This is a genomic window from Tellurirhabdus rosea (assembly GCF_026278345.1).
Classification (GTDB): Bacteria; Bacteroidota; Bacteroidia; order Cytophagales; family Spirosomataceae; genus Tellurirhabdus; species Tellurirhabdus rosea.
On the sequence record NZ_CP111085.1, the window covers coordinates 509,887 to 534,882 of the forward strand.

The 24,996-nt window shown below is 55.4% G+C and carries 21 protein-coding genes; 16 read left to right on the forward strand and 5 right to left on the reverse strand.

Annotation, left to right across the window (positions count from 1 at the left end):
• Positions 1–31 precede the first annotated feature (31 nt).
• On the reverse strand, positions 32–1,111 hold the full coding sequence (locus tag ORG26_RS02070) for a plastocyanin/azurin family copper-binding protein (protein ID WP_266366863.1): 1,080 nt from the start codon (positions 1,109–1,111) through the stop codon (positions 32–34).
• 399 nt (positions 1,112–1,510) lie between these two features.
• Here ORG26_RS02070 and ORG26_RS02075 point away from each other — a divergent pair, with 399 nt between their 5' ends.
• The 16 genes from ORG26_RS02075 (at position 1,511) to ORG26_RS02150 (ending at position 19,397) form a co-directional block, all read left to right on the forward strand.
• Positions 1,511–2,677, forward strand: coding sequence for a S8 family serine peptidase (locus tag ORG26_RS02075; protein WP_266366864.1), 1,167 nt, complete (start codon positions 1,511–1,513; stop codon positions 2,675–2,677).
• A gap of 195 nt (positions 2,678–2,872) precedes the next feature.
• Complete coding sequence (locus tag ORG26_RS02080; RefSeq protein ID WP_266366865.1) at positions 2,873–3,940, forward strand: sulfite exporter TauE/SafE family protein; 1,068 nt, start codon at positions 2,873–2,875, stop codon at positions 3,938–3,940.
• A gap of 93 nt (positions 3,941–4,033) precedes the next feature.
• Complete coding sequence (locus ORG26_RS02085; protein ID WP_266366866.1) at positions 4,034–5,224, forward strand: trans-sulfuration enzyme family protein; 1,191 nt, start codon at positions 4,034–4,036, stop codon at positions 5,222–5,224.
• A gap of 39 nt (positions 5,225–5,263) precedes the next feature.
• Positions 5,264–5,473: a UPF0175 family protein gene (locus tag ORG26_RS02090; RefSeq protein ID WP_266366867.1), complete on the forward strand. Its 210-nt coding sequence runs from the start codon at positions 5,264–5,266 to the stop codon at positions 5,471–5,473.
• 123 nt (positions 5,474–5,596) lie between these two features.
• Complete coding sequence (locus ORG26_RS02095) at positions 5,597–6,658, forward strand: Gfo/Idh/MocA family protein (RefSeq protein WP_266366868.1); 1,062 nt, start codon at positions 5,597–5,599, stop codon at positions 6,656–6,658.
• 76 nt (positions 6,659–6,734) lie between these two features.
• Positions 6,735–7,448 carry a phosphoadenylyl-sulfate reductase gene (locus ORG26_RS02100; RefSeq protein ID WP_266366869.1) on the forward strand — a complete coding sequence of 238 codons (714 nt, stop codon included), beginning with the start codon at positions 6,735–6,737 and terminating at the stop codon, positions 7,446–7,448.
• 89 nt (positions 7,449–7,537) lie between these two features.
• Entirely contained in the window at positions 7,538–8,440 is a 903-nt protein-coding gene (gene cysD, locus ORG26_RS02105; RefSeq protein WP_266366870.1) for a sulfate adenylyltransferase subunit CysD, read from the forward strand.
• 80 nt (positions 8,441–8,520) lie between these two features.
• Positions 8,521–9,771, forward strand: coding sequence for a sulfate adenylyltransferase subunit CysN (cysN, locus tag ORG26_RS02110; RefSeq protein ID WP_266366871.1), 1,251 nt, complete (start codon positions 8,521–8,523; stop codon positions 9,769–9,771).
• A gap of 101 nt (positions 9,772–9,872) precedes the next feature.
• Complete coding sequence (locus tag ORG26_RS02115) at positions 9,873–10,742, forward strand: helix-turn-helix transcriptional regulator (RefSeq protein WP_266366872.1); 870 nt, start codon at positions 9,873–9,875, stop codon at positions 10,740–10,742.
• Between the two features lie 127 nt (positions 10,743–10,869).
• Positions 10,870–11,871: an NAD(P)-dependent alcohol dehydrogenase gene (locus tag ORG26_RS02120; protein WP_266366873.1), complete on the forward strand. Its 1,002-nt coding sequence runs from the start codon at positions 10,870–10,872 to the stop codon at positions 11,869–11,871.
• A gap of 437 nt (positions 11,872–12,308) precedes the next feature.
• Positions 12,309–13,145, forward strand: coding sequence for a toll/interleukin-1 receptor domain-containing protein (locus ORG26_RS02125; protein ID WP_266366874.1), 837 nt, complete (start codon positions 12,309–12,311; stop codon positions 13,143–13,145).
• A gap of 194 nt (positions 13,146–13,339) precedes the next feature.
• A complete protein-coding gene (locus tag ORG26_RS02130) occupies positions 13,340–13,924 on the forward strand; it encodes a zeta toxin family protein (RefSeq protein ID WP_266366875.1) in 585 nt (194 codons plus the stop codon).
• Positions 13,925–14,311: 387 nt separating this feature from the next.
• The gene (gene leuC, locus ORG26_RS02135; RefSeq protein ID WP_266366876.1) at positions 14,312–15,718 is read left to right on the forward strand and encodes a 3-isopropylmalate dehydratase large subunit; all 1,407 of its coding nucleotides are present in this window, start codon (positions 14,312–14,314) and stop codon (positions 15,716–15,718) included.
• Positions 15,719–15,834: 116 nt separating this feature from the next.
• Positions 15,835–16,431, forward strand: a complete 597-nt coding sequence (gene leuD / locus ORG26_RS02140; protein ID WP_266366877.1) for a 3-isopropylmalate dehydratase small subunit — start codon at positions 15,835–15,837, stop codon at positions 16,429–16,431.
• A gap of 101 nt (positions 16,432–16,532) precedes the next feature.
• Complete coding sequence (locus ORG26_RS02145; RefSeq protein ID WP_266366878.1) at positions 16,533–18,098, forward strand: alpha-isopropylmalate synthase regulatory domain-containing protein; 1,566 nt, start codon at positions 16,533–16,535, stop codon at positions 18,096–18,098.
• 114 nt (positions 18,099–18,212) lie between these two features.
• Positions 18,213–19,397 carry an MFS transporter gene (locus ORG26_RS02150; RefSeq protein WP_266366879.1) on the forward strand — a complete coding sequence of 395 codons (1,185 nt, stop codon included), beginning with the start codon at positions 18,213–18,215 and terminating at the stop codon, positions 19,395–19,397.
• A gap of 95 nt (positions 19,398–19,492) precedes the next feature.
• Here ORG26_RS02150 and ORG26_RS02155 read toward each other — a convergent pair whose 3' ends face one another.
• The 4 genes from ORG26_RS02155 to ORG26_RS02170 all read right to left on the reverse strand — a co-directional run bounded on the left by ORG26_RS02155 (position 19,493) and on the right by ORG26_RS02170 (position 24,985).
• Positions 19,493–22,282 carry a M14 family metallopeptidase gene (locus ORG26_RS02155; RefSeq protein ID WP_266366880.1) on the reverse strand — a complete coding sequence of 930 codons (2,790 nt, stop codon included), beginning with the start codon at positions 22,280–22,282 and terminating at the stop codon, positions 19,493–19,495.
• A 197-nt stretch (positions 22,283–22,479) separates the two neighbouring features.
• Entirely contained in the window at positions 22,480–23,172 is a 693-nt protein-coding gene (locus ORG26_RS02160; protein WP_266366881.1) for a DUF4142 domain-containing protein, read from the reverse strand.
• Between the two features lie 180 nt (positions 23,173–23,352).
• A complete protein-coding gene (locus ORG26_RS02165) occupies positions 23,353–24,588 on the reverse strand; it encodes a DEAD/DEAH box helicase (protein ID WP_266366882.1) in 1,236 nt (411 codons plus the stop codon).
• 172 nt (positions 24,589–24,760) lie between these two features.
• Positions 24,761–24,985: a VF530 family protein gene (locus ORG26_RS02170; RefSeq protein ID WP_266366883.1), complete on the reverse strand. Its 225-nt coding sequence runs from the start codon at positions 24,983–24,985 to the stop codon at positions 24,761–24,763.
• Positions 24,986–24,996: the final 11 nt, after the last annotated feature.

Genomic DNA, 24,996 nt, shown 5'->3' on the forward strand with positions numbered 1-24,996 from the left:
TCAGAAAAATCGTCCAAATCCGGGTTCAGACTTATTCAGCCAGCATCGTTATCGTGAAAGACTTTGTTCCGGCGGGCAGTTGCAGCAGACCGTTCTGGACCTTGCCCACGGAGGCAATCAGCCGGGCACCGTCGCCCGATTTGCAGACAAAGGAAACGGGCTTAGCCGCGCTGGCGAGCGTAAACTGCCGCACCAGACCACGACCTTTCGCCGCGGGTTTAATCAGCTCCCTTACCTCCAGCCCATCGACGGTATAGCGGAATTCCGGATAGCGGTTGATGAGCCGATAGCCCAGAAACTGCACGTCGCTGGCCTCTTTGTTCGCCACCCGAAACGGAAATCCGGCCGTATCCCGGTAGTACACATCGCCCACCGGATGCGACAGTTTGCTGCCCTTGGCCTCCCACTGTTCGGCCATATCGACAAACCCGCCCGACCAGGCGTACCGCAGCCGACAGGTGCCCGCATCCCAGCAGTACGACTGCGCGTTGGGCAGTCCGACGGCAATGGCGGCCGGGCTGCAATCCGGCATGAAGGTGCGATAGACCGCCGGCAGTTTGAGGTCAAACGGATGGCCGGAAGCGGATTCGTGGCCTTCGTGCCCGGTCGCGGGGTCTTTGCGGTTGGCGGCAATGTTGGGGTCCTGGGCCAGCGGCGGCAGCCTCTGCGGATTGCGGGTCACGTACAGGGCGCCGTACATGACAAATCCGTGCCCGGGAAAGGTACAGACGTAGGAATAGGCTCCCTGCTCGGCGGGCACCGCGAAGGTCAGCGTTTCCGAACGGCCCGGCTCGATGCTGCTCGTATGCGCCACCACGTCCGGCATACGGGGGACGTAATGCTGCCGGATGGCATTTTCGCCCAGGTTCAGGGCCGCATTGACCACCCGCGTACGGGCACCGGGCCGCACCACGACCAGGTTGTGCGCCATGTCGTCGTAATTCTCGACTTTGATGGTTACGCGGGTACCCGGACGGACGGCAAAACGGGGCACGTCGTACTGAAGTCCGGCAATGGCTTTGATGACCAGCGTCGTGTCGGTCGCCTGACCCATCGACAACGTGCTGACAAATAAAAGAAGAAGGCAGATAGGCTTACAGAATTGGGGCATAGCGGATTAAGAACGTCAGGACAAAGGTAAAAAACTAACCGTTTTAATCCCATTTTTCGCAAACCTGCGGGTTACAAACCACCGGACCATCCTGCACTGTTCTGCCCGTTGGGTAATTCATCAGCGGAATTGCAACACTCTGCCGGACGGCGGCGTCTCAAAAGTACAACGGTCGGATGCTCAGGCGCTCCACCGTTTCGTGGATTGACGGCACTTCGGACCATTCGCTCGGAATGAAGGCAGAAATTTCGGGACGAATGATGCGGTAAAAAGGGGAAAGCCATTCATTTGCAGAATTTTTCCACAAGCACCAACGTTATCCTATAGCCAAACAAGACTGCATGAAACAACCGCTACTTTCTGGGATTCATTGTGTCACCAATCTACTGACTTGATTTTATGCGTTTTCGCGCACTTGCCGGATTGACCCTGCTCACCGGATTCCTTGCCTGCCAGTCCGACAAGGATGTTGAGCCCGCCGCCGATTGCCTTGTCAAGGCCTCTGCCCTCAGCGGCCAGCCTATTGCCAACGCCTACATTGTCACTTACAAGCCGTCCGAGCCGGTAACTGCCACCAGCCCGAACGCCCGGATGGCCGCCACCAGCGCCATTCAGCGTCTGCTGGACAAGCATGAGCTGGCCGATGCGCAGCCCGAACTGCTGGTCTCCGGAGAAAAAACGTCCTTTCTCGCCCATATCTCCGCACCGGAAGCCGCCGAACTAAAAACCGACCCGGCGGTGGAGCTCGTCGAGCCGGACCGCGTGGTTTCGCTCTGCAGCTGCGTGGACGTGGCGACGGTTTCGACCCTGTCCTGGAACGTGTCGGCGACCGGCTTCGGCCGCGGCGATCGCCAGACGGACAAAACTGCCTGGGTGCTGGATACGGGCATCGATTTTGACCATCCCGATCTGAATGTGGACGAGGAGCGCAGCCAGAACTTTATCGGCGGCACTACGGCGGACGACGACAACGGCCACGGCACGCACGTAGCGGGCATCATCGGGGCGCTGAACAACACCATCGGGGTAACCGGCGTTGCTTCCGGCGTGAGTCTGGTGGCGCTGAAGATTCTGGACAGCGAAGGCGACGGGAAGCTTTCGACCATCGTGCAGGCGGTCGGCTACGTCTCCCGCGTCGGCAAGGCTGGCGACGTGATCAACATCAGCATCGGCGGCGAAGGCATTTCCACCACGCTGGAACGGACCATCAGGGCGGCCGCCGACAAAGGCATTCTGTTTGCCATTGCCGCCGGGAACGAAGGCAAAAACGCCAGCGACTACGCGCCCGCCAACATCAATCACCCGAACGTGTTTACGGTGTCGGCGATGGACCGGAACCTGAACTTTGCCGAATTTTCCAACTTCGGTCCGGATATCGACGTGTGTGCGTACGGCGTCCGGATTCAGTCTACGTACAAGGACGGTCGGTACGCTACCCTGTCGGGAACGTCGATGGCCGCCCCGCACGTGGCCGGTCTGCTGCTCATCCGGGGAGCCAATATTCCCAAACGCGGCTTTGTTACCAACGATCCCGACGGAACACCCGACCCGATTGCCCGGGAGTAAACATTGAATTTTTTTGGTATTTTGTAACAAATTCCAAATAATGTTCAGGTAGCTAACAAACATCAGTCGGGTAGATTTGCTTCTTTTCCGGAAGAAGCTCACTTTTGTAAAGACTCCATCAACAGAAAGCGGCACCTCAACAGTGCCGCTTTCCGCTTAATAGATACTCTATTTACTATATAGACTTTATACCTTATGGCTGATAATCCGGAGGTGGTTTTCGAAAAGTCGGCAGATGAGCCGGTGGCTTCCCTGAAACATCTGGACCTTAACGGGCTGACCGTGAGGCTGGACGGCGATCGGGCTCCCGAACAGGCTGCCGAGCTGCAGAAGGCCTTCCCTCAGGCAAAAATAAAGGTCGGCGCTTCCACACTCCTGCTCCGGAAGCGCAACCGGACCGAAATAGCCATCTATATTTTTGCGGCCCTGTCGCTGATGATTGTCGGCCATCTGACTTTCAGCTATTTCACCCTCGACCGGCTGACGCTGCTGGCCAGTTCCGTGGAGGTCAATCCGGATATTTTTTACTTTCTGATGGCCGGTTTTGTGGCCCAGATGATCGACGGGGCGCTGGGCATGGCGTACGGCGTGACGGCGACCACGTTTCTGATCAACGTCGGCATCAGTCCGGTATTTGCCACGGCCAGCGTGCACAGTTCGGAGATTTTCACCAGCGGCGTTTCGGGGTACATGCACCTGAAATTTGGCAACATCAACAGCAAGCTGTTCAAGGCCGTGCTGATTCCGGGGGTGATCGGGGCCGCGCTCGGCGCTTTTCTGATTTCGTCCCTGTCGGAACTGGAATTGATCGCCAAATACCTGCAGCCGGTCATTTCGGTGTACACGGCGATTCTGGGTATTCTGATCATCAAGAAGGCACTCACCAAGCGGACCAAGAAGCAGCCCGTTCGCAAGATTGGCCTGCTGGCGTGGTTCGGCGGGTTTGTGGACGCCATCGGCGGCGGCGGCTGGGGTCCGATTGTCAACTCGACCCTCATTGCTTCCGGACGCCATCCGCGCTACACCATCGGCTCGGTCAACCTGGCCGAATTCTTCGTCTCCTTCGCCAGCTCCGTCGTGTTTGCCCTGTACATTGGTCTGGAAAACTACGGGCTGGTCATTCTGGGACTCATCCTGGGCGGAATGGTCGCCGCCCCCATCGCCGCCCATCTTTCGCGTCGTCTGCCCGTGAAAACGATGATGGTGCTGGTCGGAATTGTCGTGATCATCGTAAGTTTGCGGAAGATTTTACAATTTATTTAGTGAGACAAAAGAGAATAGACAAGAGACAAAAGACTTCTTTGAAAGCTTACTCTTTTGTCTCTTCTCTTTTGTCTGGCGTCTAAAGTCCTTGAAATGAAAAAACAAACCAAAGCCATACGCACCCAGACGGGTAAAACGCAGTATCGCGAGCACTCAACCCCGCTGTTTTTAACCTCCAGCTTCACGTTTGAAAGCGCCGAACAGGGTAAGGCCTTGTTTGAGGAAACGGAGGAAGGAAATATTTACAGCCGTTTTTCGAACCCGAACGTCACCGAGTTTGTGGACAAGGTCTGCATGCTGGAAGGTGCCGAAGAAGGCATTGCGACGGCAACGGGCATGGCGGCGGTGTTTGCCAGTATGGCGGGTTTGCTGCAATCGGGCGACCATATTGTGGCCTGCCGGGCCCTGTTCGGTTCGGCGCACCAGATCATCACCCAGATACTGGCAAAATGGGGCATCACGCATACCTACGTGGACGCTACGGCTACGGAAGCCGAGTGGGAAGCGGCCATGCAGCCGAACACGAAAATGGTTTACCTGGAAACGCCCTCCAACCCCGGCCTCGAACTGGTCGATCTGGAAATGCTGGGTCGGCTGAAACAGAAGTACGGCTTTATCCTGAACGTGGACAACTGCTTTGCCACGCCGATTCTGCAGACGCCGCTGGATTTCGGGGCTGACCTGTCGGTCCACTCGGCCACGAAGTACATGGACGGGCAGGGACGGGTGCTGGGCGGCATCGTGGTTGGACCGAAAGAACTCATTGCGCCCATCCGGTTTTTTGCGCGGCATACGGGTCCGTCGCTGTCGCCCTTCAACGCCTGGACGCTGTCGAAAAGCCTCGAAACGCTGGAACTGCGCATGGAAAAGCACTGCTCGAACGCGCTGAGACTGGCCGAAGCTCTCCAGCAGCATCCGGACGTGCAGAAAGTGCTGTATCCGTTTCTGCCTTCGCACCCGCAATTCGAGCTGGCGCAGAAGCAGATGTCGGCGGGCGGGGCCATCGTCACGATTGAACTGGAAGGCGGTTTTGAGCGCGTGAAAGCGTTTTATGACGCGCTGACGATTCCGACGCTGTCCTCAAACCTGGGTGATACGCGCACGATCGTCACCAACCCGAACACCACGACGCACGCAAAGCTGAAGCCCGATGAAAAAGCAGTCCTCGGCATCACGCCGGGCCTGATCCGGATTTCGGTAGGTCTGGAAAACGTGGAGGATTTGATTGAGGACTTTACGCAGGCGGTAACCAAGTCGGCGGAGGAGTTGCAGGCTGCGAGTTAATCAGGAATAAACGCCGTTTTAGAAAAAACGTATAAGATCATGAAAACTATAGAAGTTCAGATTCCGGATTGGGCCAATGAAGGAGAACTACTTTTTCAGATTGCAGGTATGTTTTTTGCGAAAGGTGTCCTTTCCTCAGGTCAGGCGGCAGAAATGGCAGGCATTACGAAGGCTGAGTTTCTTGAAAAAGTAGGGCAACTAGGCGTTTCCATCTTTGGAGAAACACCGGAGGATATTGCAAATCTTTAAGCTATGCTTGTCATCGCTGATACAAGTTGCCTTATTGTCTTAAGAAACATCCAACGATACTGGATAAGGCAGGCGAATCGTATGAAACCCACTAATCTTTTCGTGTTCTTCACTCTGTGTTTAATGTTGACAGCTCTTGTTGACAGTTCTGCCCAGTCTCCTAAACCCGTCCGGGTCGGGGTGGCCGGACTGGTGCACTCGCACGTGCACTGGATTCTGGGCCGCAAGCCGCAGGGCGATATTGAACTGGTGGGAATTGCCGAACCGAATAAGGCGCTGGCCGAGAAATTTCTGAAACGGCACAACCTGCCGATGAGCCTGTGGTATCCGTCGCTGGAGGCCATGATCGCCCAAACGAAGCCGACCGCGGTAATGGATTTCGGGCGCATTGTGGACCACCTGCAAACCGTCAAAACCTGCGCGCCGAAAGGCATTCACGTCATGGTGGAAAAACCGCTGGCCGTGAGCCTCGACCACGCCCGGCAGATGGAAAGTCTGGCTAAAAAGCACAAGATCCAGTTGCTGACGAACTACGAAACGACCTGGTACGACAGCAACCACTACGCTTTTGACCTCGTGAACGGCCGGAAAGCGGTGGGCGACATCCGGAAAATCGTGGTCCACGACGGGCACGAAGGCCCAAAGGAAATCGGCGTCGATCCGGAATTCTTCGAATGGCTGACCGACCCCGCTACCAACGGAGCCGGAGCGCTGTTCGATTTCGGCTGTTACGGGGCCGATCTGGCCACCTGGCTGATGAACGGACAGCGTCCGCTGACGGTCACGGCCGTGACGCAGACCATCAAACCGGAGATTTATCCGAAAGTGGACGACGAAGCCACGATTGTTCTGACTTATCCGAAAGCGCAGGTGGTCATCCAGGCGTCCTGGAACTGGCCTTTCAGCCGCAAGGACATGGAAGTTTACGGCAAGACGGGCTATGTGATGACGCTGGACAACAGGCGGATGCGCATCCGGCTTCCGGGCGAGAAAACCGAATCAGCCCAGGACGCGCCCGCGGGAACGGCTCCGGCCAAAGATCCGTTTGCCTATTTGGCGGCGGTGATTCGCGGCGACGGCAAACCCATCGACGGACTCACCTCGCTGCCGACTAATATGGTGGTGATGGAGATTCTGGACGCGGCGCGGCGTTCGGCGCGGGAAAAGCGGCCGGTATCGCTGTAAAACTGAGCGGTGCTCGGTTTGTATTTTTAGAGAGGATGAAGAATAAATAATCACGGGCTGAAGCCAGCAGATACATATGATTGCAGAACCTTCCTATACACTCGAAAGCCTGTCGGCGCAGTTGGCGGGTAAATCCGAAGTCGACGCGCTGCGGACACTGGCAGAGTTGTTTCCGGGTCAGGTCGTTTTTTCGACCAGCCTCGGCTACGAAGACCAGGTGGTAACGGACATGATTTTTGCGAACAACATTCCCATTCGGGTCTTTACGCTCGATACGGGCCGGTTGTTTCACGAAACGTATCAGGTCTGGAACAAGACCAACAGTCGCTACGACGCCCGAATAGAAAGCTACTTTCCCAATCAGGAAGCCATCGAAAAACTGATGAGCGAAAAAGGCCCGTTCAGCTTCTACGAATCGGTCGAAAACCGCAAGGAATGCTGCTTTCTCCGCAAGGTGGAGCCGCTGAACCGGGCGCTGGCGGGCAACAAAATCTGGATTACGGGCATCCGCGCCGAACAGTCGCCCAACCGGCAGACCATGACGCAGCTCGAATGGGACGAAAGCCACCAGCTGTTCAAGTTTCACCCGCTGATGAACTGGTCGTTTGAGCAGGTCAAAGACTACGTGCGGGCCAACAACGTGCCCTACAATCCCCTGCACGACAAAGGCTTTGTGAGCATCGGCTGCCAGCCCTGCACCCGCGCCATCCGCGAAGGCGAAGACTTCCGCGCCGGCCGCTGGTGGTGGGAAGACCAGTCGAAGAAGGAATGTGGACTCCATGCAAAATGACTGATTGACTGAATGATTGAATGATTGATTAGGCTTCGCCTGTCTACCATTCAGTCAATTAGTCATTCTATCATTCAATCATTAAAAAAATGAAACTCGATTATCTCGATCAACTCGAATCCGAAGCGATTCATATCATGCGCGAAGTGGCCGGGCAGTTTGAGCGGCCCGCGCTCTTGTTTTCGGGCGGAAAAGACTCCATTACGCTGGTGCATCTGGCCCTGAAAGCGTTCCGTCCGGGCAAATTCCCGTTCCCGCTGGTGCATATCGATACGGGCCATAACTTTCAGGAAGCCCTCGATTTCCGCGATAATCTGGCCGAACGGCTGGGCGAAAAGCTGATCGTCCGCTACGTGGAAGACACCATTCGGGAGAAAAAGCTGAAGGAGCCGACCGGCCGCAACGCCAGCCGCAACGGCTTGCAGACGTTTACCCTGCTGGATACCATCGAAGAGTTTGAATTCGACGCCTGCATCGGGGGTGCCCGCCGGGATGAGGAGAAAGCCCGCGCCAAAGAACGGGTCTTTTCCGTCCGCGACGAATTCGGCTCCTGGGACCCGAAGCGGCAGCGTCCGGAGCTTTGGAACACCTATAACGGCAAGATTCACAAAGGAGAAAACGTCCGCGTGTTCCCGATCTCGAACTGGACCGAACTGGATGTCTGGAACTACATCAAGCGCGAAAAAATCGACCTGCCGGGCATCTACTTCGCCCACGACCGCGAGTGTATCCTGCGCGACGGTAAACTGCTGGCTACGGCCGGCGGCGTTATCCAGCGCGAGGAAACCGACCAGATCGTGACGCGGAAAGTGCGCTTCCGAACCGTTGGCGACATTTCCTGCACGGCTGCCGTCGAGTCCGACGCGTCGACGCTGGACGATGTCATCAACGAGATTCAGGCCACCCGCATCTCCGAACGCGGCGAAACGCGCATCGATGACCAGGTGTCCGAAGCGGCGATGGAAGACCGGAAAAAGGGAGGATATTTTTAATGAGCGAAAGAGCGAAAGAGTGAAAGAGCGCGGTTGTGCATTCACTCTTTCGCTCTCTCACTCTTTCACTCATTACCGAAATGGATTTACTTCGATTCATAACCTGCGGCTCGGTGGATGACGGCAAAAGCACGCTCATCGGTCGCCTTCTGTACGACTCCAAATCGATTCTGGCCGACCAGCTCGAAGCCATCGAACGCGCCAGCAAAAGCCGCGACAACGGGGAAATCGACCTCGCGCTGCTGACCGACGGCCTCCGCTCGGAACGCGAACAGGGCATCACCATCGACGTAGCTTATCGCTACTTCCAGACGCCCCAGCGGAAATTTATCATCGTCGACGCGCCGGGACACATCCAGTACACCCGCAACATGGTGACGGGCGCTTCCAACTGCGAACTCGCCATCGTGCTCGTCGACGCCCGCAACGGCGTGGTGGAACAGACGCGCCGACACTCGCTCATCGCGTCGATGCTCGGCATTCCGCACATCGTGGTGGCCGTCAACAAAATGGACCTAGTGGGCTACTCGCAGGATACGTTCTCGGACATCTGCATCCAGTACAACGAACTGGCGAAGAAGCTGAACGTCTCGAACGTGACCTATATCCCGATGAGCGCCCTCAACGGTGACAACGTCGTGGACAAGTCCGACAACATGCCGTGGTACGAAGGTCCGGCCCTGCTCGACTACCTCGAAACCGTCGAACTCGACCAGGATGCCAACCTGACGGACGCGCGGTTCCCCGTGCAGTACGTCATCCGTCCGCAGACGACCGAACTCCACGACTACCGGGGTTATGCCGGAAAAATCACCAGCGGCATCTTTCGGAAGGGCGATTCGGTGACCGTGCTGCCTTCCGGCGAAACCTCGACCATCGACGCCATTGAGGTTTTCGAAGGGCATCAAGAGGAAGCCTTCGCGCCCATGTCCGTCGTGCTGCACCTCGCCGACGATGTGGACATCAGCCGGGGCAACCTCATCGTGAAGACCGACAACCAGCCCGTAGTGTCGCAGAACATCGAAGCGATGCTGTGCTGGATGGACACCAAGGAACTGAAAATCGGCAGCAAATACCTGCTGCAGCACGGCACCTTCCGGACGCGCTGCGTCATCCGCGACATCAGCTACCAGCTGAACGTCAATACCTACGAGGAGACGGAAGGCGTCGAAAGCCTGAAGCTGAACGACATCGCCAAGGTGGTGCTGAAAACGGCCCAGCCGGTGAGCTTCGACCCGTATCAGAAGAACCGCGTCAACGGCGGGGCGATCCTGATCGATGAAACGTCGAACGTGACGGTGGGGGCGTTGATGCTGGAAGCGGAGGCTTGATTTTTGATTAACCACAGAGTTACACGGAGTTTGGCACAGAGGCTAAAAGGTAAAAACTCTGTGCCAAACTCCGTGTAACTCTGTGGTTAAAAAACACGATTATGCTCCGCGTTCCTTCTTCCATCAACCCCGCCACCTTCCAGTCCCTGCAGATTCAGGACATGACGTTTGTGGCGTACCGCAGCGACGTGTACCCGGAACGGAACGAGGTCTTTTTCGAGGAACATGCCGTTATTTTCGTGCTGGAAGGCCAGAAAAAATTCGCCTCGCCGACGCAGGACCTGCACGTTCACAAGGGACAGATTCTGTTTTTCCAGCGGGGCTGCTACTCGATGAACGAGTCGATGGACCCCAATTACCGGAGTCTGGTCTTCTTCTTCCCGGAGAAGCTCCTGAAGGAATTCGTCAGCCAGCACCTCGGCATTTTCAGAAACGTACGAGCCATATCAGACCCGTCTGCGCCCCCGGCCGAGCCCATTCTGTCGCTGACGGCCTCCCCTACCTTTTCGACCTTCATTCAATCGCTGCTGCCTTATTTTGGTGCCAAAACGCCATTTCTGAACGAACTGCTGCGGCTCAAGTTTCAGGAACTGCTGCTCCACCTGCTCGAACTCGACACCTCGGGCAAACTCCGCTCCATCCTGCTGCACATCTCCCAGGGCCAGAAAGCCGACCTCGACTACCTGATGAACACCTACCTGCTCAAGCCCCTGTCGATGGCCGAACTGGCGCGCCTCTCGGGCCGGAGTCTGTCGGCCTTCAAACGGGATTTTGAGGCGCATTTCCGCACGTCCCCCGGCCACTGGATTCGGCACAAACGCCTCGAACACGCGCATTTTCTGCTGCGCAATACGGACAAGAACGTCTCGGAAGTGAGCATGGAAATCGGCTACGAAAGCGTCTCGCACTTCATCAAGGCGTATAAGCAGCAGTACGGGACTACGCCGAAGCGGAACGGAGTGACGGCCTGACGCCCTTCTCCCCCGACCGGCGCAACGGTTTCGCCCACCCGAAGCCAATCCCGACTGCCGCCGTTACCCTCAAGCCAAACGACCGCTTATCAAGTCGCCGGACAGCGAAAGGTGTTTTTGCCTTAATATGGCTATCGAAAGGGCGTTTCTGCCCCTGCACAACCAACCCGTTCTGTCCCCGATGAAAGCGTTTACGAAAACACAATACGGAGGTCCGGAAGTACTCCACCTGGAGGAAGTCGAAAAGCCGACGGTTAAAGAGGACCACATTCTGGTAAAAGTGATGGCGAACTCGGCCAATCCCGCCGACTGGCATATTCTGCGCGGGGAGCCGATTCTGGCCCGCTTTGAATTCGGCCTGTTCAAACCTAGCATCAAGATTCTGGGCGCCGACTTTGCGGGCATTGTCGAGGAAGTCGGCAGCGGGGAGACGCATTTTTCCGCCGGCGACCGGGTCTTTGGCGAAACTTTGCAAGGCGGCGCTTTTGCCGAGTATATCTCCATCCCGGCGACGATGTGCGGCAAAATGCCGGACGGAACGGGCTTTGCCGAAATGGCTGCGGTACCCATTGCGGGCGTCACAGCTTTGCAGGCCCTCATCACGTATGGAAAGCTGCGGGAAGGCGAATCCGTGCTGATCAACGGCTCGTCCGGGGGCGTGGGACATTTGGCCGTGCAGATCGCCAAAGCGTACGGAGCGACCGTAACCGCGGTCTGTTCGGGTAAAAACAGCGATTTTGTGACTTTATTGGGAGCAGACCGGGTGATTGCCTATGACAAGGAAAGCATTCATCAGCATACCGGAAAGTACGACCTCCTTGTGGACACCCACGGCAACCTGACGTACAGGGACTACCGGCGCATGGGCCAGCGCGGGGTCGTGGTGGGGTTCACCACCCTGCAACACATGATTTCGCTGAATCTGGAAGCCAAACTCCGGCAGTATCCGCTTACGCAGTTTACGGCGGAATGCAACACAAAGGATTTAGAGACACTGGCCCGGTTGATGCAGGCGGGGAAGCTCCGGGTTCATCTGGAGAAGACCTATCCGTATACGGACATTCCAGAAGCGATTCGGTATATTGAAGGGATGCGGACAAGGGGGAAGGTGGCGATGGTTTGGGGGTAGTCGAGTTGACGTAGCATACACACAGAATGCCGTTATGGTGCTCTCGAGTACTCATGTCTGTAATTAGTTTATAGTAAGCGCACTTTGAGCATTCCTATTTGCAAGGCGGATAAGCATAAAATACTCGAATTTAAAAACGATGCGTTTTTTGTATTGTCAAAGCCGAAAAAAGTTTCATTGATGACGCAGTGCGCATTTTGTATTGCTGTAGAAGACCTTGTTTATCCATAATGTACTTCGCAATTTTTATTGCTTACACCCAACAAAAGGAATAAACCTCTCTTAACACCTTAACTATCAAACCGTAATAATTTTTTTAAAAAGTAGTTTTTATAATTTACAGATTTTTCCTATCGTTACAGCAAGCTGGAAGCTTGCGTCTATTTACGAGTTGGTGGCAATTGGGCAATGCATGTAATTAGACAAAGCATTGAATTATGAATCAAGAAAAAATTAAGGCATTACACTTATTAGCAGAAAAATTACGATTGACACGTGATTTCCTTAACCATGATTTTTTGGATTACATTTCTAAGAGTCCTGTAATGGAACCGATGAAATGGAATTGGGCAATTGATACTTACAAATTTATTTTGGCGGAAAAGCATTCAATTCCAGAAGAAATATATTCATTATGCAATGCATTGTTTATAGATGTATTCCAAACAGAGGGTCAAAAATTTGTGGAACTATGCAGCCAAAGGATTGAAATTGTCCAAAAAGGTAAACCAGATAATGAGATTAGAGAGGTAATTATTAATCAATACCACAATTGGCGAAAAGAATTTACCATAAAAGCAAATGAAACGATTGCTTCAGTAGAACAATCACTGACAATCCCCGAAGGCTTGGAGAAATCAGACTACGATATAGGACTATCATTTGCAGGCGAAAACAGATCTTTTGTTGAAAATGTTGCACTGATTCTACGAGAAAACGGAGTTAAGGTATTTTACGACTCTTTTGAAGCTGACAGTCTTTGGGGAAAAAATCTTTACCAGCATCTAAACGAAATATATAAGACCAAATGCAAATTCACAATCATTTTCATTAGCGAAGCATATTCAAGAAAGCATTGGACTAACCACGAATTAAAGAGTGCGCAAGCGAGAGTATTTAAAGAGAATAGAGAGTACATACTGCCAGTGAGATTTGATGACACACAACTACCTGAACTTGATAAGACAGTAGGTTACTTGGATGCAAGGAGCCATCAACCCTCAGATATTGCTGAATTGGCTTTGAGAAAACTTAAAAGTATTAACAGCCGCTAACAACGTATTGCCAAAAGCGGGGCTGACGCTATACTATTCGGTTGTCGGAAATAATAGAAGATTTGTGATTTTATTAAGCGGTAGTGCCAAAATTCCCCGCCTTCAGCAATACCCAAAACGTTGGCTGAATTGCTCTTTCCCCGCCGGAAGAATGCCTTCCGGTTAGAAGTTTGCCTAAATTGCGACAAAAAGCAGTGCCCGACCTATTTATCATATCCGGCTGCAACGGAGCAGGCAAGACTACAGCTTCCTACACTGTTCTTCCAGAACTGCTTGAAGTCAGAGAATTTGTCAATGCAGATGAAATTGCCCGTGGCCTCTCCCCTTTCCAACCCGAAAAAGTTTCCATTGAAGCTGGCAAAATCATGCTGAGGCGAATGAGCGATTTGATTGCACAAAAGGAGGATTTCGCTTTTGAGACTACGCTTTCGACAAGGAGCTTTGTAGGCTTAATCCACAAAGCAAGGCTATCTGGCTATACTATCAACCTGATCTATTATTGGTTAGACTCGGTGGAACTTGCCAAAGAGCGGGTTCGCATCCGTGTAGCTGAAGGCGGGCACAACATTCCGGAAGACACTATAACCCGCCGCTACTATGCGGGAATCAAGAACTTTATACATTTGTACAAAGCAAGCGCAGACTATTGGCTCTTGATAGACAATTCCCAAACTACACCGCAAATCATCGCTGAGAGCAACGAAACCGGAGAGGCAGTGGTTACCTCTCAGGAGAAATGGGACAAATTCAATAAATTAGCAAGCTATGACGCACGTTGAGATCAGAGATAAGGTACTAGAGGGTAGTCAGCTTGCCGTTCAGCGAATGCTTGATCGGAAGAGACGGGACAATGCGGATGTTGTTGTTTCTCAAAACGGTAAAGTCACCAAAGTAGCAGCCAAAGACGTAAAGCAGTAAAACGTGCCAAAATCGCTATTTTCTGTGCATATGCAGGAAAGGTCTTTGCTCGACAATTGCAGGAACTTTCATAACACTCGTATGAGCTATAAAATAGAGCGGGAAATTATCTCCTTCTAAAATCCCCCCAATACCGTTTCCCTCCCACATACCCCCTCTGAACTAAAATCGCTATTTCCTGAACGTATACCGTGACGGTCGTTGGGCGGCAAATGCGCACCTTTGCCTAACGACTTTCAATGTACACTATGAATACCCCCCAGACCCTTTTCGACAAAGTGTGGGACGCCCACGTGGTGCGGAAGATTGAGGACGGGCCGGATGTGCTCTTTATCGACCGTCATTTTATTCACGAAGTCACCAGCCCGGTGGCCTTCCTCGGCCTCGAAAGCCGCGGCATCGGCGTGATGTTCCCGAACAAGACCTTCGCTACCGCCGACCACAACACCCCGACCATCAACCAGCACCTGCCCGTTCAGGACCCGCTGTCGGCCAACCAGCTCGACGCGCTAGCCCGTAACTCGGCCAAGTACGGCATTTCGCACTGGGGCCTCGGCCACGCCAAAAACGGCATCGTGCACGTGGTAGGACCAGAAAACGGCATCACCCAGCCCGGCATGACCATCGTCTGCGGCGACTCGCATACGTCCACCCACGGCGCGTTTGGGGCCATCGCCTTCGGCATCGGCACCTCGGAGGTGGAAATGGTGCTCTCCTCGCAGTGCATCATGCAGCCGAAGCCGAAGAAAATGCGCATCACCATCGACGGCCAGCTCCAGAAAGGCGTGCTGCCGAAGGACGTGGCGCTCTACATTATTTCGCAAATCTCAGCCTCCGGTGCGACGGGCTACTTCGTCGAATACGCCGGGGAGGTGTTCCGCAGCATGAGCATGGAAGGCCGCATGACGGTCTGCAACCTGAGCATCGAAATGGGTGCCCGCGGCGGCATGATCGCCCCGGACGAAAAGACGTTTGCCTACCTCAACGGCCGCGAACAGGCTCCGAAAGGCGACGCCTGGGACAAAGCCCTCGCCTACTGGCAGACGCTCTACACGGAGGAAGGCGCTGCCTTCGACCTCGAATACGTCTACGACGCCGCCAACATCGAACCGCAGATCACCTACGGCACAAACCCCGGCCTCGGCACGGGCATTACGAAAGCCATCCCGACGGCCGACCAGGTCCTCGACGGCGCGGCTTCTTATGCCAAATCACTGAACTACATGGGTTTCCACGAAAACGAAGCCATCATCGGCAAGCCCATCGATTACGTCTTCCTCGGCAGCTGCACCAACGGCCGCATCGAAGACTTCCGCGCCTTCGCCTCCATCGTGAAAGGCCGCCGGAAAGCCGATAACGTGACGGCCTGGCTCGTGCCGGGTTCGCATATCGTGGAAGCACAAATCCGGGAAGAAGGCATTCTCGACATCCTGAACGCGGCCGGTTTCGAACTGCGTCAGCCGGGCTGCTCGGCCTGTCTGGCCATGAACGACGACAAGATTCCGGCGGGTAAATACGCCGTTTCGACCTCGAACCGCAACTTCGAAGGCCGTCAGGGACCCGGTGCCCGCACGCTCCTCGCCAGTCCGCTGGTCGCCGCCGCCGCCGCCGTAACGGGTGTGGTAACGGACCCGCGCGAGTTAATGAAAAATTAAAAATTAAAAGTGAAAAGTAAGCTTCGTCCAGGGACCAGGCACTTCGACGGAGCCTACCACGGGCAGCGGTCCACTTTTAAACTTTTAATTTTTAACTTTTAACTTTTAATTCCTTTATGGCATACGATAAATTCACCATACTCCGCAGTTCTGCCGTTCCGATGCCGATTGAGAACGTGGATACTGACCAGATTATCCCCGCGCGCTTCCTGAAAGCGACCGAGCGCAAGGGCTTTGGCGACAACCTGTTCCGCGACTGGCGCTACAACGCCGACGGCACGCCGAAGGAAGATTTCATCCTGAACAACCCGATCTACGGCGGACAAATCCTCGTCGGGGGCAAGAACTTCGGTTCGGGTTCGAGCCGCGAGCACGCCGCCTGGGCGATTTACGACTACGGCTTCCGCTGCGTGATTTCGAGCTTTTTTGCCGATATTTTCAAGAACAACTCCCTGAACGTCGGCATCCTGCCCGTGCAGGTGAGCCCGGAGTTTCTGCACCAGATTTTCCTGGCCATCGAAGCCGACCCGAAAGCGGAGATTGAAGTGAACCTGCCCGATCAGACCGTCACGATTCTGGCAACGGGCGAACAGGAGTCGTTTACGATCAACGGCTACAAGAAACACAACATGATGAACGGCTTCGACGACATCGATTACCTGCAGTCCATGAAAGCCGAAATCCAGCAATTCGCCACGGCGAGCCCATATTAATCGTTGAATGATTGAATTTTGATTGATTGGCTGCGCCATGTCCAGGTTTTTGCGGAGCTATTCTATCATTCAAAATTCAATCATTCAAAATTCCTAAACCCATGACCAAACGATACCTCGAAATCATGGATACGACACTCCGGGACGGCGAACAAACGTCCGGGGTGTCGTTTTCTGCTTCTGAAAAGCTGACCATTGCCCAATTGCTCCTGCAGGAAGTGCGCGTCGATCGCATTGAAGTCGCCTCCGCCCGGGTGTCGGACGGGGAGTTTCAGGCCGTGCGCAAAATCACCGACTGGGCGCGGGAGGCCGGTCTGCTGGACCGGATCGAGGTACTGACGTTCGTTGACGGCGATACGTCCATCAACTGGATGCTGGCGGCCGGTGCGCGGGTGATGAACCTGCTGACCAAAGGTTCGCTCAACCACCTCACCCACCAGCTCCGGAAAACACCGGACGAGCACTTTTCGGACATTGCCCAAGTCATCGAGTTGGCACGCATTAACGACATCTCCTGCAATGTTTACCTCGAAGACTGGAGCAACGGCATGCGCAGCTCCCCCGAGTACGTGTTCCAGCTGCTCGATTTTCTGACCACCCAGCCCGTCCGCCGCATCCTGCTGCCCGACACCCTCGGCGTGCTGACGCCGGGCGAAACGTATGCCTTTATCCGGACGCTGCGCGAACGCTATCCCGACGCCCATTTCGATTTTCACGCTCATAACGACTACGACCTGAGCATCGCCAACGTCCTCGAAGCCGTTCGGGCGGGGGCCAACGGGCTGCACCTGACGGTCAACGGTATGGGCGAACGGGCCGGAAACGCGCCGCTGGCCTCAGCGGTGGCCGTGCTGAACGACTTTGTGAAAGACGTTGAAATTGCGGTCAACGAAAACTCGCTCTACACCGTCAGTAAGCTCGTTGAAACGTTCTCGGGCTTCCGGATTCCGGCCAACAAGCCGGTGGTCGGCGAAAACGTGTTTACGCAGACGGCCGGGATTCACGCCGACGGCGACAACAAGAACAACCTGTATTTCAACGACCTCATGCCTGAACGCTTTGGGCGGCGGCGGAAATACGCGCTCGGCAAAACCTCCGGCAAGGCCAACATCGAAAAGAATCTGCAGGAACTGGGCCTGAAACTGTCGTCCGAGGATCTGAAGAAAGTCACCCAGCGCATCATCGAACTTGGCGACCGCAAGGAAATGGTGACGCGGGAAGACCTGCCGTACATCATTTCGGACGTGCTGGACAGCAACGCCATCGAGGAAAAAGTAACGGTTCTGAATTACGTCCTGACGCATTCCAAAGGGCTGCGGCCCTCCGCTACGGTGCTGGTCCGGATGGGCGAGGAGACTTTTGAGGAACACGCGCAGGGCGACGGACAGTACGACGCTTTCATGAACGCACTCAAAAAAATCTACGCCCGGAAGTGCCTTCACCTGCCGATGCTGACCGATTACGCCGTCCGGATTCCGCCCGGTGGAAAAACCGACGCCCTTTGCGAGACCATCATCACGTGGAGCATCAATAACAAGGATGTCAAAACCCGCGGCCTGGACTCCGACCAGACGGTTTCGGCCATTCAGGCGACGCAAAAAATGCTGAACCTGCTGGGCATGTCGCAGCCCGTCCCGAAGCCGGTCGCGCAGGAAGTGCTTTCGTAAAGGTCGAAAAGAGTTGTCTTGCAAACTGCCCGTTGGTCCGGTTTGTGAGGCAACTCTTTTCGAACCCAAAACCTCCGCCGCCGGTTACCCTTTCATACAACCTCTTCCAGTGCAGTGGCAAACGATTCGAGCGAGTTAAGCATACCCCTTCCCAGTAAGTCTCTCCGGCTCTCCCGCCTTTCCATTTCGGTCTTTTTCTTTATTTCGGGTTTCGGCTTTTCCAACTGGGCGTCGCGCATTCCCAACATTCAGCACCAGCTGGGCTTAAGCGAGGCTCAACTGGGCACCATTCTGTTTGTGATGCCGATGGGTATGCTGTTGATGATGCCGCTGACGGGGTATCTGGTCAACCGCTTCAGCAGCCGGGTCATGATTCTGGTCGGGGCGCTCGTCCTGAACGCCCTGCTGGCCGTGCTGGGTTTCGCCGCGACGGGCTGGCAACTGGCCTTCGTGCTGTTCTTTTTCGGCTCGGCGCGGAATATGCTCAGTATTTCGGTCAACGCGCAGTCGGTGGAGTTGCAGAACCTCTACGACCGTTCGATCATTTCGTCATTTCACGGCATCTGGAGCATTGCCGGATTTGCGGGGGCCGGGCTGGGCATGCTGATGATTTCGATGGGCGTTACTCCGGCCTGGCATTTTCTGATTGTGGCGCTGGCGCTGGTCGTGGCGGCTTTGGGAATGCATCCGTACACGGTTCACGACAAACCGCAGCCGCCGGTAAGCCACCGTCCGGCCGAACGCGGCTCGGTCTTTGTCATTCCCGATAAATCGTTGTTGAAATTCGGCTTTATGTCGTTTTCGGCCATGGCTGCCGAAGGCACGCTCTACGACTGGAGCGGGGTTTACTTCCGGAAAGTGGTGCAGGCCAGCGAAAGCCTTTCGGCGGCCGGATTTACGTTTTTTATGATTGCCATGACGCTCGGCCGCTTCTCCGGCGACTGGGTGGTCAACCGGCTTGGGCGCCGAAACGTACTGAAATACAGCGGATTTTTGATGTTCGCCGGAATGTTCCTGGCGGCGGCCTTTCCGCACCCGATTACGGCTTGTCTCGGCTTTGTGATGGTCGGTTTCGGGACGTCCAACGTGGTGCCGCTGGTGATTCAGATTGCCACGCAGAACAGCGAAGGGCCGGTGGGGTCGATCATTACCGGCGTCACCACCATTGCCTATTTCGGCTTTCTGCTGGTGCCGCCCATCGTGGGTTATCTGGCCGAGGCGCTGAACTTACAGTGGTCGTTTGGCATGATGAGCCTGTTCGGCCTATTAGTGGTCTGGCTCGTGAGCCGGGTCCGATAAGACGCCATTCCGCCAAAAAAAGCCCACGGTTTAAACCGTGGGCCACCAGATAATTCATCATGAACGACTAATCGTTTTAACGATTTAGCCGTAGGTTATTGCCCCGCCACGCCGTACAACTGGTTGAACAGGAGCTTAAACGTGCCGTGAGATTGCGCCCGGAAGGTAATCTCCGGACCAAAAGCGAAGAGTTTACCCGCGCCGACCGGAGCCGTAAAAGCGGCTACTCCGTCCTGCAGGTACGCCTGTCCCCAGGCCCAGCCGCTGCGCAGCGGTTTGGCGTTCGGGAACCACGCCAGCGGCCGAACTTTGCCTTTCGCCACCGCTTCCGGAGACAGCTTGAAGACCGGGCTGGCTTCAAAATACACGTCGCTTTCCGAAGACATGCCCCAGGTCGCCTGCTGCGTCGAGTCAACCGAAACGCGCAGGATGCTTCCCGGAATGAAATATTTGTCCGGACCGAGGGGACGTTCTACCCCGGCATTGGTCATTTCGGCCAGGGCATTGCGGACGGGCAACCCAAGGTGGTAAGCCAGGTTGGTGCTGCTGCCGATGGTCACCACGGTGCCGCCCGCTTCCATGAATTTCTTCAGTTGCGGAACGGACTTATCCGCCGAGATTTTTCCGAGCCACGGACGGTATTCGGCCGGCAGTTCTTCGGCTTTCGGTTCGCGGCTGGCGTAGCCGTATTCGTTGGTCTGGGTATTGCTTCCCACGCCTGGAATGGCCCGGGTTACAAACACAATCACATCGTATTTCTTCCGCAGGTCACCGCCGTCGATTTCCGGCGCGTACACCACCTGCATCGGGAATTTGTACTGTTCCAGCATCCAGCGCACCCAGCCCGACGGCATGGAGCCGCCGTAAGTATCCCAAAGGGCGATCCGCATCGGCGAAAGCTTCACCGCTCCGGCCGGACGTTTGCCGATGCTGGTTGCCGAAACGCCCAGTTCTGCGGCTGTTTTGTCCAGAATGGCCTTCGCTTTTCCGTTTCCGGCTACGTAGAAAGCGCCCGTGCCCAGTTCCGGTTTGCCGGGAATGCCGCCCGGTACGCGGAACACCTCAATCCCGGCTTTCAGCAGTTCGTTCACGGCAATAAAGGAATTGTTGGCTTTGGCGCTCAGCACAAAACCGGACGTACCGATCACCTGCCCTTTCGGCGTTTGCAGTTCGCCGTACGGAATGGCTTTGAACGGGCCGTCGAAGCTGTCGAGAACCCGGTCAAACTGCACGCCCATCTGGTAAGCCAGCGTCCAGCCTGCCGCGTCGTACGGACGAATCGGCGGGCCGCCGGGGTACTGGAAGTCGTTCGGATGGTCCTGCGGTTCAAACATGTCCAGCACATGCGGGCGGAAGGCCTGGGCCGTTTTCACGATGTACGAGCCCGCCGGGTAGCTTTTGCCGTTTACCGTAAACGCCGCCGTGGCCTGGTGCACCTGAATGCCCGTCCGGATCAGCGCGTTGACAAATTTCACGGCCGTTCCGAAATCCGCCTGTGTAGCCGGGATGATGTAGCCGCGCGGGTCACGGGAAGCCGACTGCCGGAAAAGGCTGTCGTAGTATTTGGTCGGGATGCCGCCCCGGTTCGACCAGCCCATCGGGTCGGCTGCGCTGGCCGTAGAGGCCGTCGGGTTGGCTTTCCGCTGGTCGGCCTGATACGCCTGATTGATCACCTCCACGCGCTTGGGCGAAAGCGTCCAGAAATCCGCGGCGCCGCGTTCGATGGAGTTTTTGCCCATCCGGTAAATGTTGAACAGCAGTTCGTCGCGGTGACGGGCCGCGTAATCCAGCACGGCGTAATTGAGCGAAAGCGAGTAATCAATCGACTGCTTGAAATGCCATTTCTGCGGCGTCACCGGGTTGGGGGTGTTTCCGTTGGGAATGAGGCGGTTCGGCACCAGCGGAATATTTTCGGGCGTCGGGCCTCCGACAATTTCGGTCAGCAGGCCGATCATGTTGTGGAAGTGCGTCGTCGTGCGCAGTCCGCCGTTGTACCAGGTCGAGAAGCTGGCGCCGTTCAGGCGGGTAAAACCGGGCTTGTTTTCGGCGTTCAGGCGGTTATACATGGCCGCGCCGAGCGCATCAATGCCGGTGATCATCAGCGGGTCGAAGACGTAGTTGAACGGGTCGCGGTACGGCGGACCGGCCAGCACCGAACCCGCCGGGCCGCGCTGGTGGTGGTTATACATGATCTGCGGAATCCATTCGACGAACAGTTGCCGACCCATGTTCTGCGTCTCCTTCATGTTCATCATGAAGAAGTCGCGGTTGTTGTCGTGGCCGATGTATTTCTGATACAGGCGAGGTACGTTATCGAGGGAGCGCTTTTCGGGCTTCAGTTCACGCATGTACCAGTTGGTGACCAGTTCCTGTCCGTCCGGGTTGGCGTGCACGAGCAGAATCACACAGTTGTCCAGAATACGGAGGGTTTCGGGGTCTTTGCGGCTCACCAGCTGCCAGGCGGTTTCGATGAGCTGGTGCGTTCCGACGGTTTCGGTGGCGTGCAGACCGCCGTCGATCCAGACGATGGCTTTGCCCTCGTTGGCCAGAGCGCGGGCCTGTTCGTCGTTTAGCCCCTCGGCGCGGGCCATTTTCTGCGAAATTTCTTTATAGCGGTCGAGCTTTTTGAGGTTCTCAGGTGAGGAAACGATCATCATAAACTGGCGACGACCTTCTTCGGTCGGGCCAATATCCACCCATTTGGTACGGTCGGACGTGGCGAGTTTTTTGAAGTACGCTTCGGTCTGGGTAAACGTGGCCAGCTGGTAGTCGTCGCCGATGTTGAAGCCGAAGTGCTCCTTGGGAGAAGGAATCGACTGCGCATGGGCTACCGTAACCAGCAAAACCAGCAGAGCGGTAAGCAGTCGGGGTAGAGTACGGTTCATAGGATTTTTGAAAAATAGGATTGGAGAAAGAGGCCGGAATGGCTTTTCCTTACCAATTAGGCTATTTTATCCCAGAAAAAGAACCGGTAAACGCAAAAAAGTAACGCGAAAGGTCCTTCCGCGTTACGATTTTGCAAGTAGCTAATTTAAACCCAAAAAAGTCTTTTCCTTATCCAAAAAGACTATTCAGCCGGGCTTTATCGACTTTTCGATGTGCCGCTGCCCTTCATATTATCGAGCATGCTCTGGGAAACCTGCATGTGCGTAATGACCAGCGGATGAGCCGCCGCCGCCAGTTCTTTCATGCTGGCATCCGAAGCGTTCTTTTCGACCCGGCTCATCACCTGGTCGAGCATTTTATGCCCGTTTACGCCGCTTTCGCGCAGGTACATCTGGTCAAAACTGGTGCCCGTGGCGTTGCGCATCCGGGAAACCATCGCCTGGGTTTTGGAATCCATTTCGGTCGGCAGCGTCATGCCTTTGGCCTGGGCGATTTCTTTCAGTTTGTTGGAAAGACCGGTCTGCTCCTCTACTTCCGCCTGGGCGATTTTGCGAACCTCGTCCGTGCTGGCTTTCTCCAGCGCAATCCGGCTGATTTCGAGCTGCATCATGCCGCCCATCGCCACTTCCTTCATCAGGTTCTGATCGGCTCTCGACAGCGGGGCGCTCGTGGGCGTCACCGCCGCTACCTTGGCCGCGCCTTCCTTGTTCATCCGGTCGAGTTCCTCCATGTTCATGGACATGCCCATGGTGCTGTTCATCGAACCACCCGTCGATCCGCTGGTCGAGGTGTTTGTGCCCGGGTTGGTCCGGGTATCCCGTGTTTGCTGGGCATACGTGACCGTTGTCAGCGACAGCGCGATCAGGCCCATTGCCATTCCTTTTTTCATAACGTGTGGAAAATAGTTAGTTGACTTCCTTCCTGTAACTGCCCGAAGAGGGCTGAGGTTTGGAAATATTAGAAGTAAGTCTATATTTTCTATATAGATTTATTTTCTATATAGATTCCACAACTCTTGCTCAAAGGAGTTAGCGAACGAGTTTTTGGCTTTGGTCAGGGGATCGATAAGCTACCGCCGTTTTTTCTTGCCGCGCCCGGATTCCCACTCTTCCGCTTCCTTGAGGAGGGCTTTCAGGTCGCTGGTAATTTCTTCGCTCAGGTCGCGGGTGGCCATGTAATCGGCTTTGGTGATGTCGATCCGGGCGATGGGGCCGCCGATGTATTGCTCAATGCTGAAGAGCAGTTCTTTCTCCTCCGGCGCCGAGAACGAAACGGCTTCTCCCTTGGCCGTGCCCCGACCGGTCCGCCCGATGCGGTGGACGTAGTTTTCGGGCTGTTCGGGCAGGTCGTAATTGATGACGTACTCCACGTTCGGAATGTCGATGCCCCGGGCGCTCACGTCCGTCGCGATGAGGACTTTCGCTTCGCCCTCGCGGAACTGCTGCATAACGGCCAGGCGGTCGGTCTGCTCCTTGTCGCCGTGGATGGTCAGGCTCCGGATGCCGACCCGGTCGAGCGCCTTGGCGACCCGCTCTGCCCGGACTTTCGTGCGGACAAAGACCAGAACCTTGTTGTCGGGATGCTCCTTGATAAAGCGTTCCAGAAAGAACCGCTTGTCGTCCATTTCGATGAAGGCAACCGCGTGGTTGATGTTTTTGTTGACCGGATTGTCCGGTGAAATCTGAATCCGGACGGCATTGCGGACCAGTTTGTAGGCCAGCTTTTTGATGGTTTCGTCGATGGTTGCCGAGAAAAACAGCGTTTGCCGGTTGCGCGGCAGAAAGCGGATCAGGTCCTGTATGTCTTTCAGAAAGCCCCGTTCGAGCATGTGGTCGGCCTCGTCCACGATCAGCAGTTCCACGCGGCTCAGGTGCAGATGGCCCTGGTGCACGAGGTCGAAGACCCGGCCGGGCGTGGCGACGAGGATGTCAATGCCTTTTTCGAGGCGGGCGATCTGCGGCCCCTGCTCCACCCCGCCAAAGACGCAGAACGTCTTCACGCGAGTATGCCGGCCGATTTCCTGAAACACTTCCGTCACCTGCTGGGCCAGTTCGCGGGTCGGCTCCATGACCACGCACTTGATGCCTTCGGTCCGGCTCGAAACCTTTCGTTCGTGCAGCAGGCTAATGGCCGGAATGGCAAAAGCGGCCGTTTTGCCCGTCCCCGTCTGTGCAATCGCCAGCACGTCCTCGCCCTTCAGAATGGAAGGAATAGCCTTGTACTGAATGTCCGTTGGGCGCTTGAACCCCAGCGTTTCGAGGTTGCGCTTTACTTCGGGCGCTATGTTGTAGTCTTGAAATTTCATGTTTGTAAAATTAAGGCCTTTGGAAGCTTTCAGCAGAGGAACGGTTCTCGCAGATTACCGCAGATTTTCAGCGCAGATTCAACTGATTTTCTGCAAGCATCTGCGCCTGAAATCTGCGGCTATCTGCGAGAAACATTAAACTGCGGGAAAAACCAATCCGCAAAGAAAAACCTCACCGCCGGCTCACCATCCGGATGTATAACTCCTCCACTTTCTGCCGCGCCCAGGGCGTTTTCCGGAGAAACGTGAGGCTCGATTTGATGCTCGGGTCGAACTGAAAGCAGCGGATCGGAATCCGGTCGCCGAGGTTCTCCCAGCCGTAATGAGCCACCAGTTCGCATAGAATTGTCTCCAGCGTAATGCCGTGGAGCGGGTTGTTGGGTTGTGATTCTGGCATAAAAATAAATC

Excerpts from the sequence above, each read along its gene's own strand:
- ORG26_RS02070 (WP_266366863.1), bottom strand. The coding sequence starts at position 1,111 with ATGCCCCAATTCTGTAAGCCTATCTGCCTTCTTCTTTTATTTGTCAGC.
- ORG26_RS02075 (WP_266366864.1), top strand. The coding sequence starts at position 1,511 with ATGCGTTTTCGCGCACTTGCCGGATTGACCCTGCTCACCGGATTCCTT.
- ORG26_RS02080 (WP_266366865.1), top strand. The coding sequence starts at position 2,873 with ATGGCTGATAATCCGGAGGTGGTTTTCGAAAAGTCGGCAGATGAGCCG.
- ORG26_RS02085 (WP_266366866.1), top strand. The coding sequence starts at position 4,034 with ATGAAAAAACAAACCAAAGCCATACGCACCCAGACGGGTAAAACGCAG.
- ORG26_RS02090 (WP_266366867.1), top strand. The coding sequence starts at position 5,264 with ATGAAAACTATAGAAGTTCAGATTCCGGATTGGGCCAATGAAGGAGAA.
- ORG26_RS02095 (WP_266366868.1), top strand. The coding sequence starts at position 5,597 with ATGTTGACAGCTCTTGTTGACAGTTCTGCCCAGTCTCCTAAACCCGTC.
- ORG26_RS02100 (WP_266366869.1), top strand. The coding sequence starts at position 6,735 with ATGATTGCAGAACCTTCCTATACACTCGAAAGCCTGTCGGCGCAGTTG.
- cysD (WP_266366870.1), top strand. The coding sequence starts at position 7,538 with ATGAAACTCGATTATCTCGATCAACTCGAATCCGAAGCGATTCATATC.
- cysN (WP_266366871.1), top strand. The coding sequence starts at position 8,521 with ATGGATTTACTTCGATTCATAACCTGCGGCTCGGTGGATGACGGCAAA.
- ORG26_RS02115 (WP_266366872.1), top strand. The coding sequence starts at position 9,873 with ATGCTCCGCGTTCCTTCTTCCATCAACCCCGCCACCTTCCAGTCCCTG.
- ORG26_RS02120 (WP_266366873.1), top strand. The coding sequence starts at position 10,870 with ATGGCTATCGAAAGGGCGTTTCTGCCCCTGCACAACCAACCCGTTCTG.
- ORG26_RS02125 (WP_266366874.1), top strand. The coding sequence starts at position 12,309 with ATGAATCAAGAAAAAATTAAGGCATTACACTTATTAGCAGAAAAATTA.
- leuC (WP_266366876.1), top strand. The coding sequence starts at position 14,312 with ATGAATACCCCCCAGACCCTTTTCGACAAAGTGTGGGACGCCCACGTG.
- leuD (WP_266366877.1), top strand. The coding sequence starts at position 15,835 with ATGGCATACGATAAATTCACCATACTCCGCAGTTCTGCCGTTCCGATG.
- ORG26_RS02145 (WP_266366878.1), top strand. The coding sequence starts at position 16,533 with ATGACCAAACGATACCTCGAAATCATGGATACGACACTCCGGGACGGC.
- ORG26_RS02155 (WP_266366880.1), bottom strand. The coding sequence starts at position 22,282 with ATGAACCGTACTCTACCCCGACTGCTTACCGCTCTGCTGGTTTTGCTG.
- ORG26_RS02160 (WP_266366881.1), bottom strand. The coding sequence starts at position 23,172 with ATGAAAAAAGGAATGGCAATGGGCCTGATCGCGCTGTCGCTGACAACG.
- ORG26_RS02165 (WP_266366882.1), bottom strand. The coding sequence starts at position 24,588 with ATGAAATTTCAAGACTACAACATAGCGCCCGAAGTAAAGCGCAACCTC.
- ORG26_RS02170 (WP_266366883.1), bottom strand. The coding sequence starts at position 24,985 with ATGCCAGAATCACAACCCAACAACCCGCTCCACGGCATTACGCTGGAG.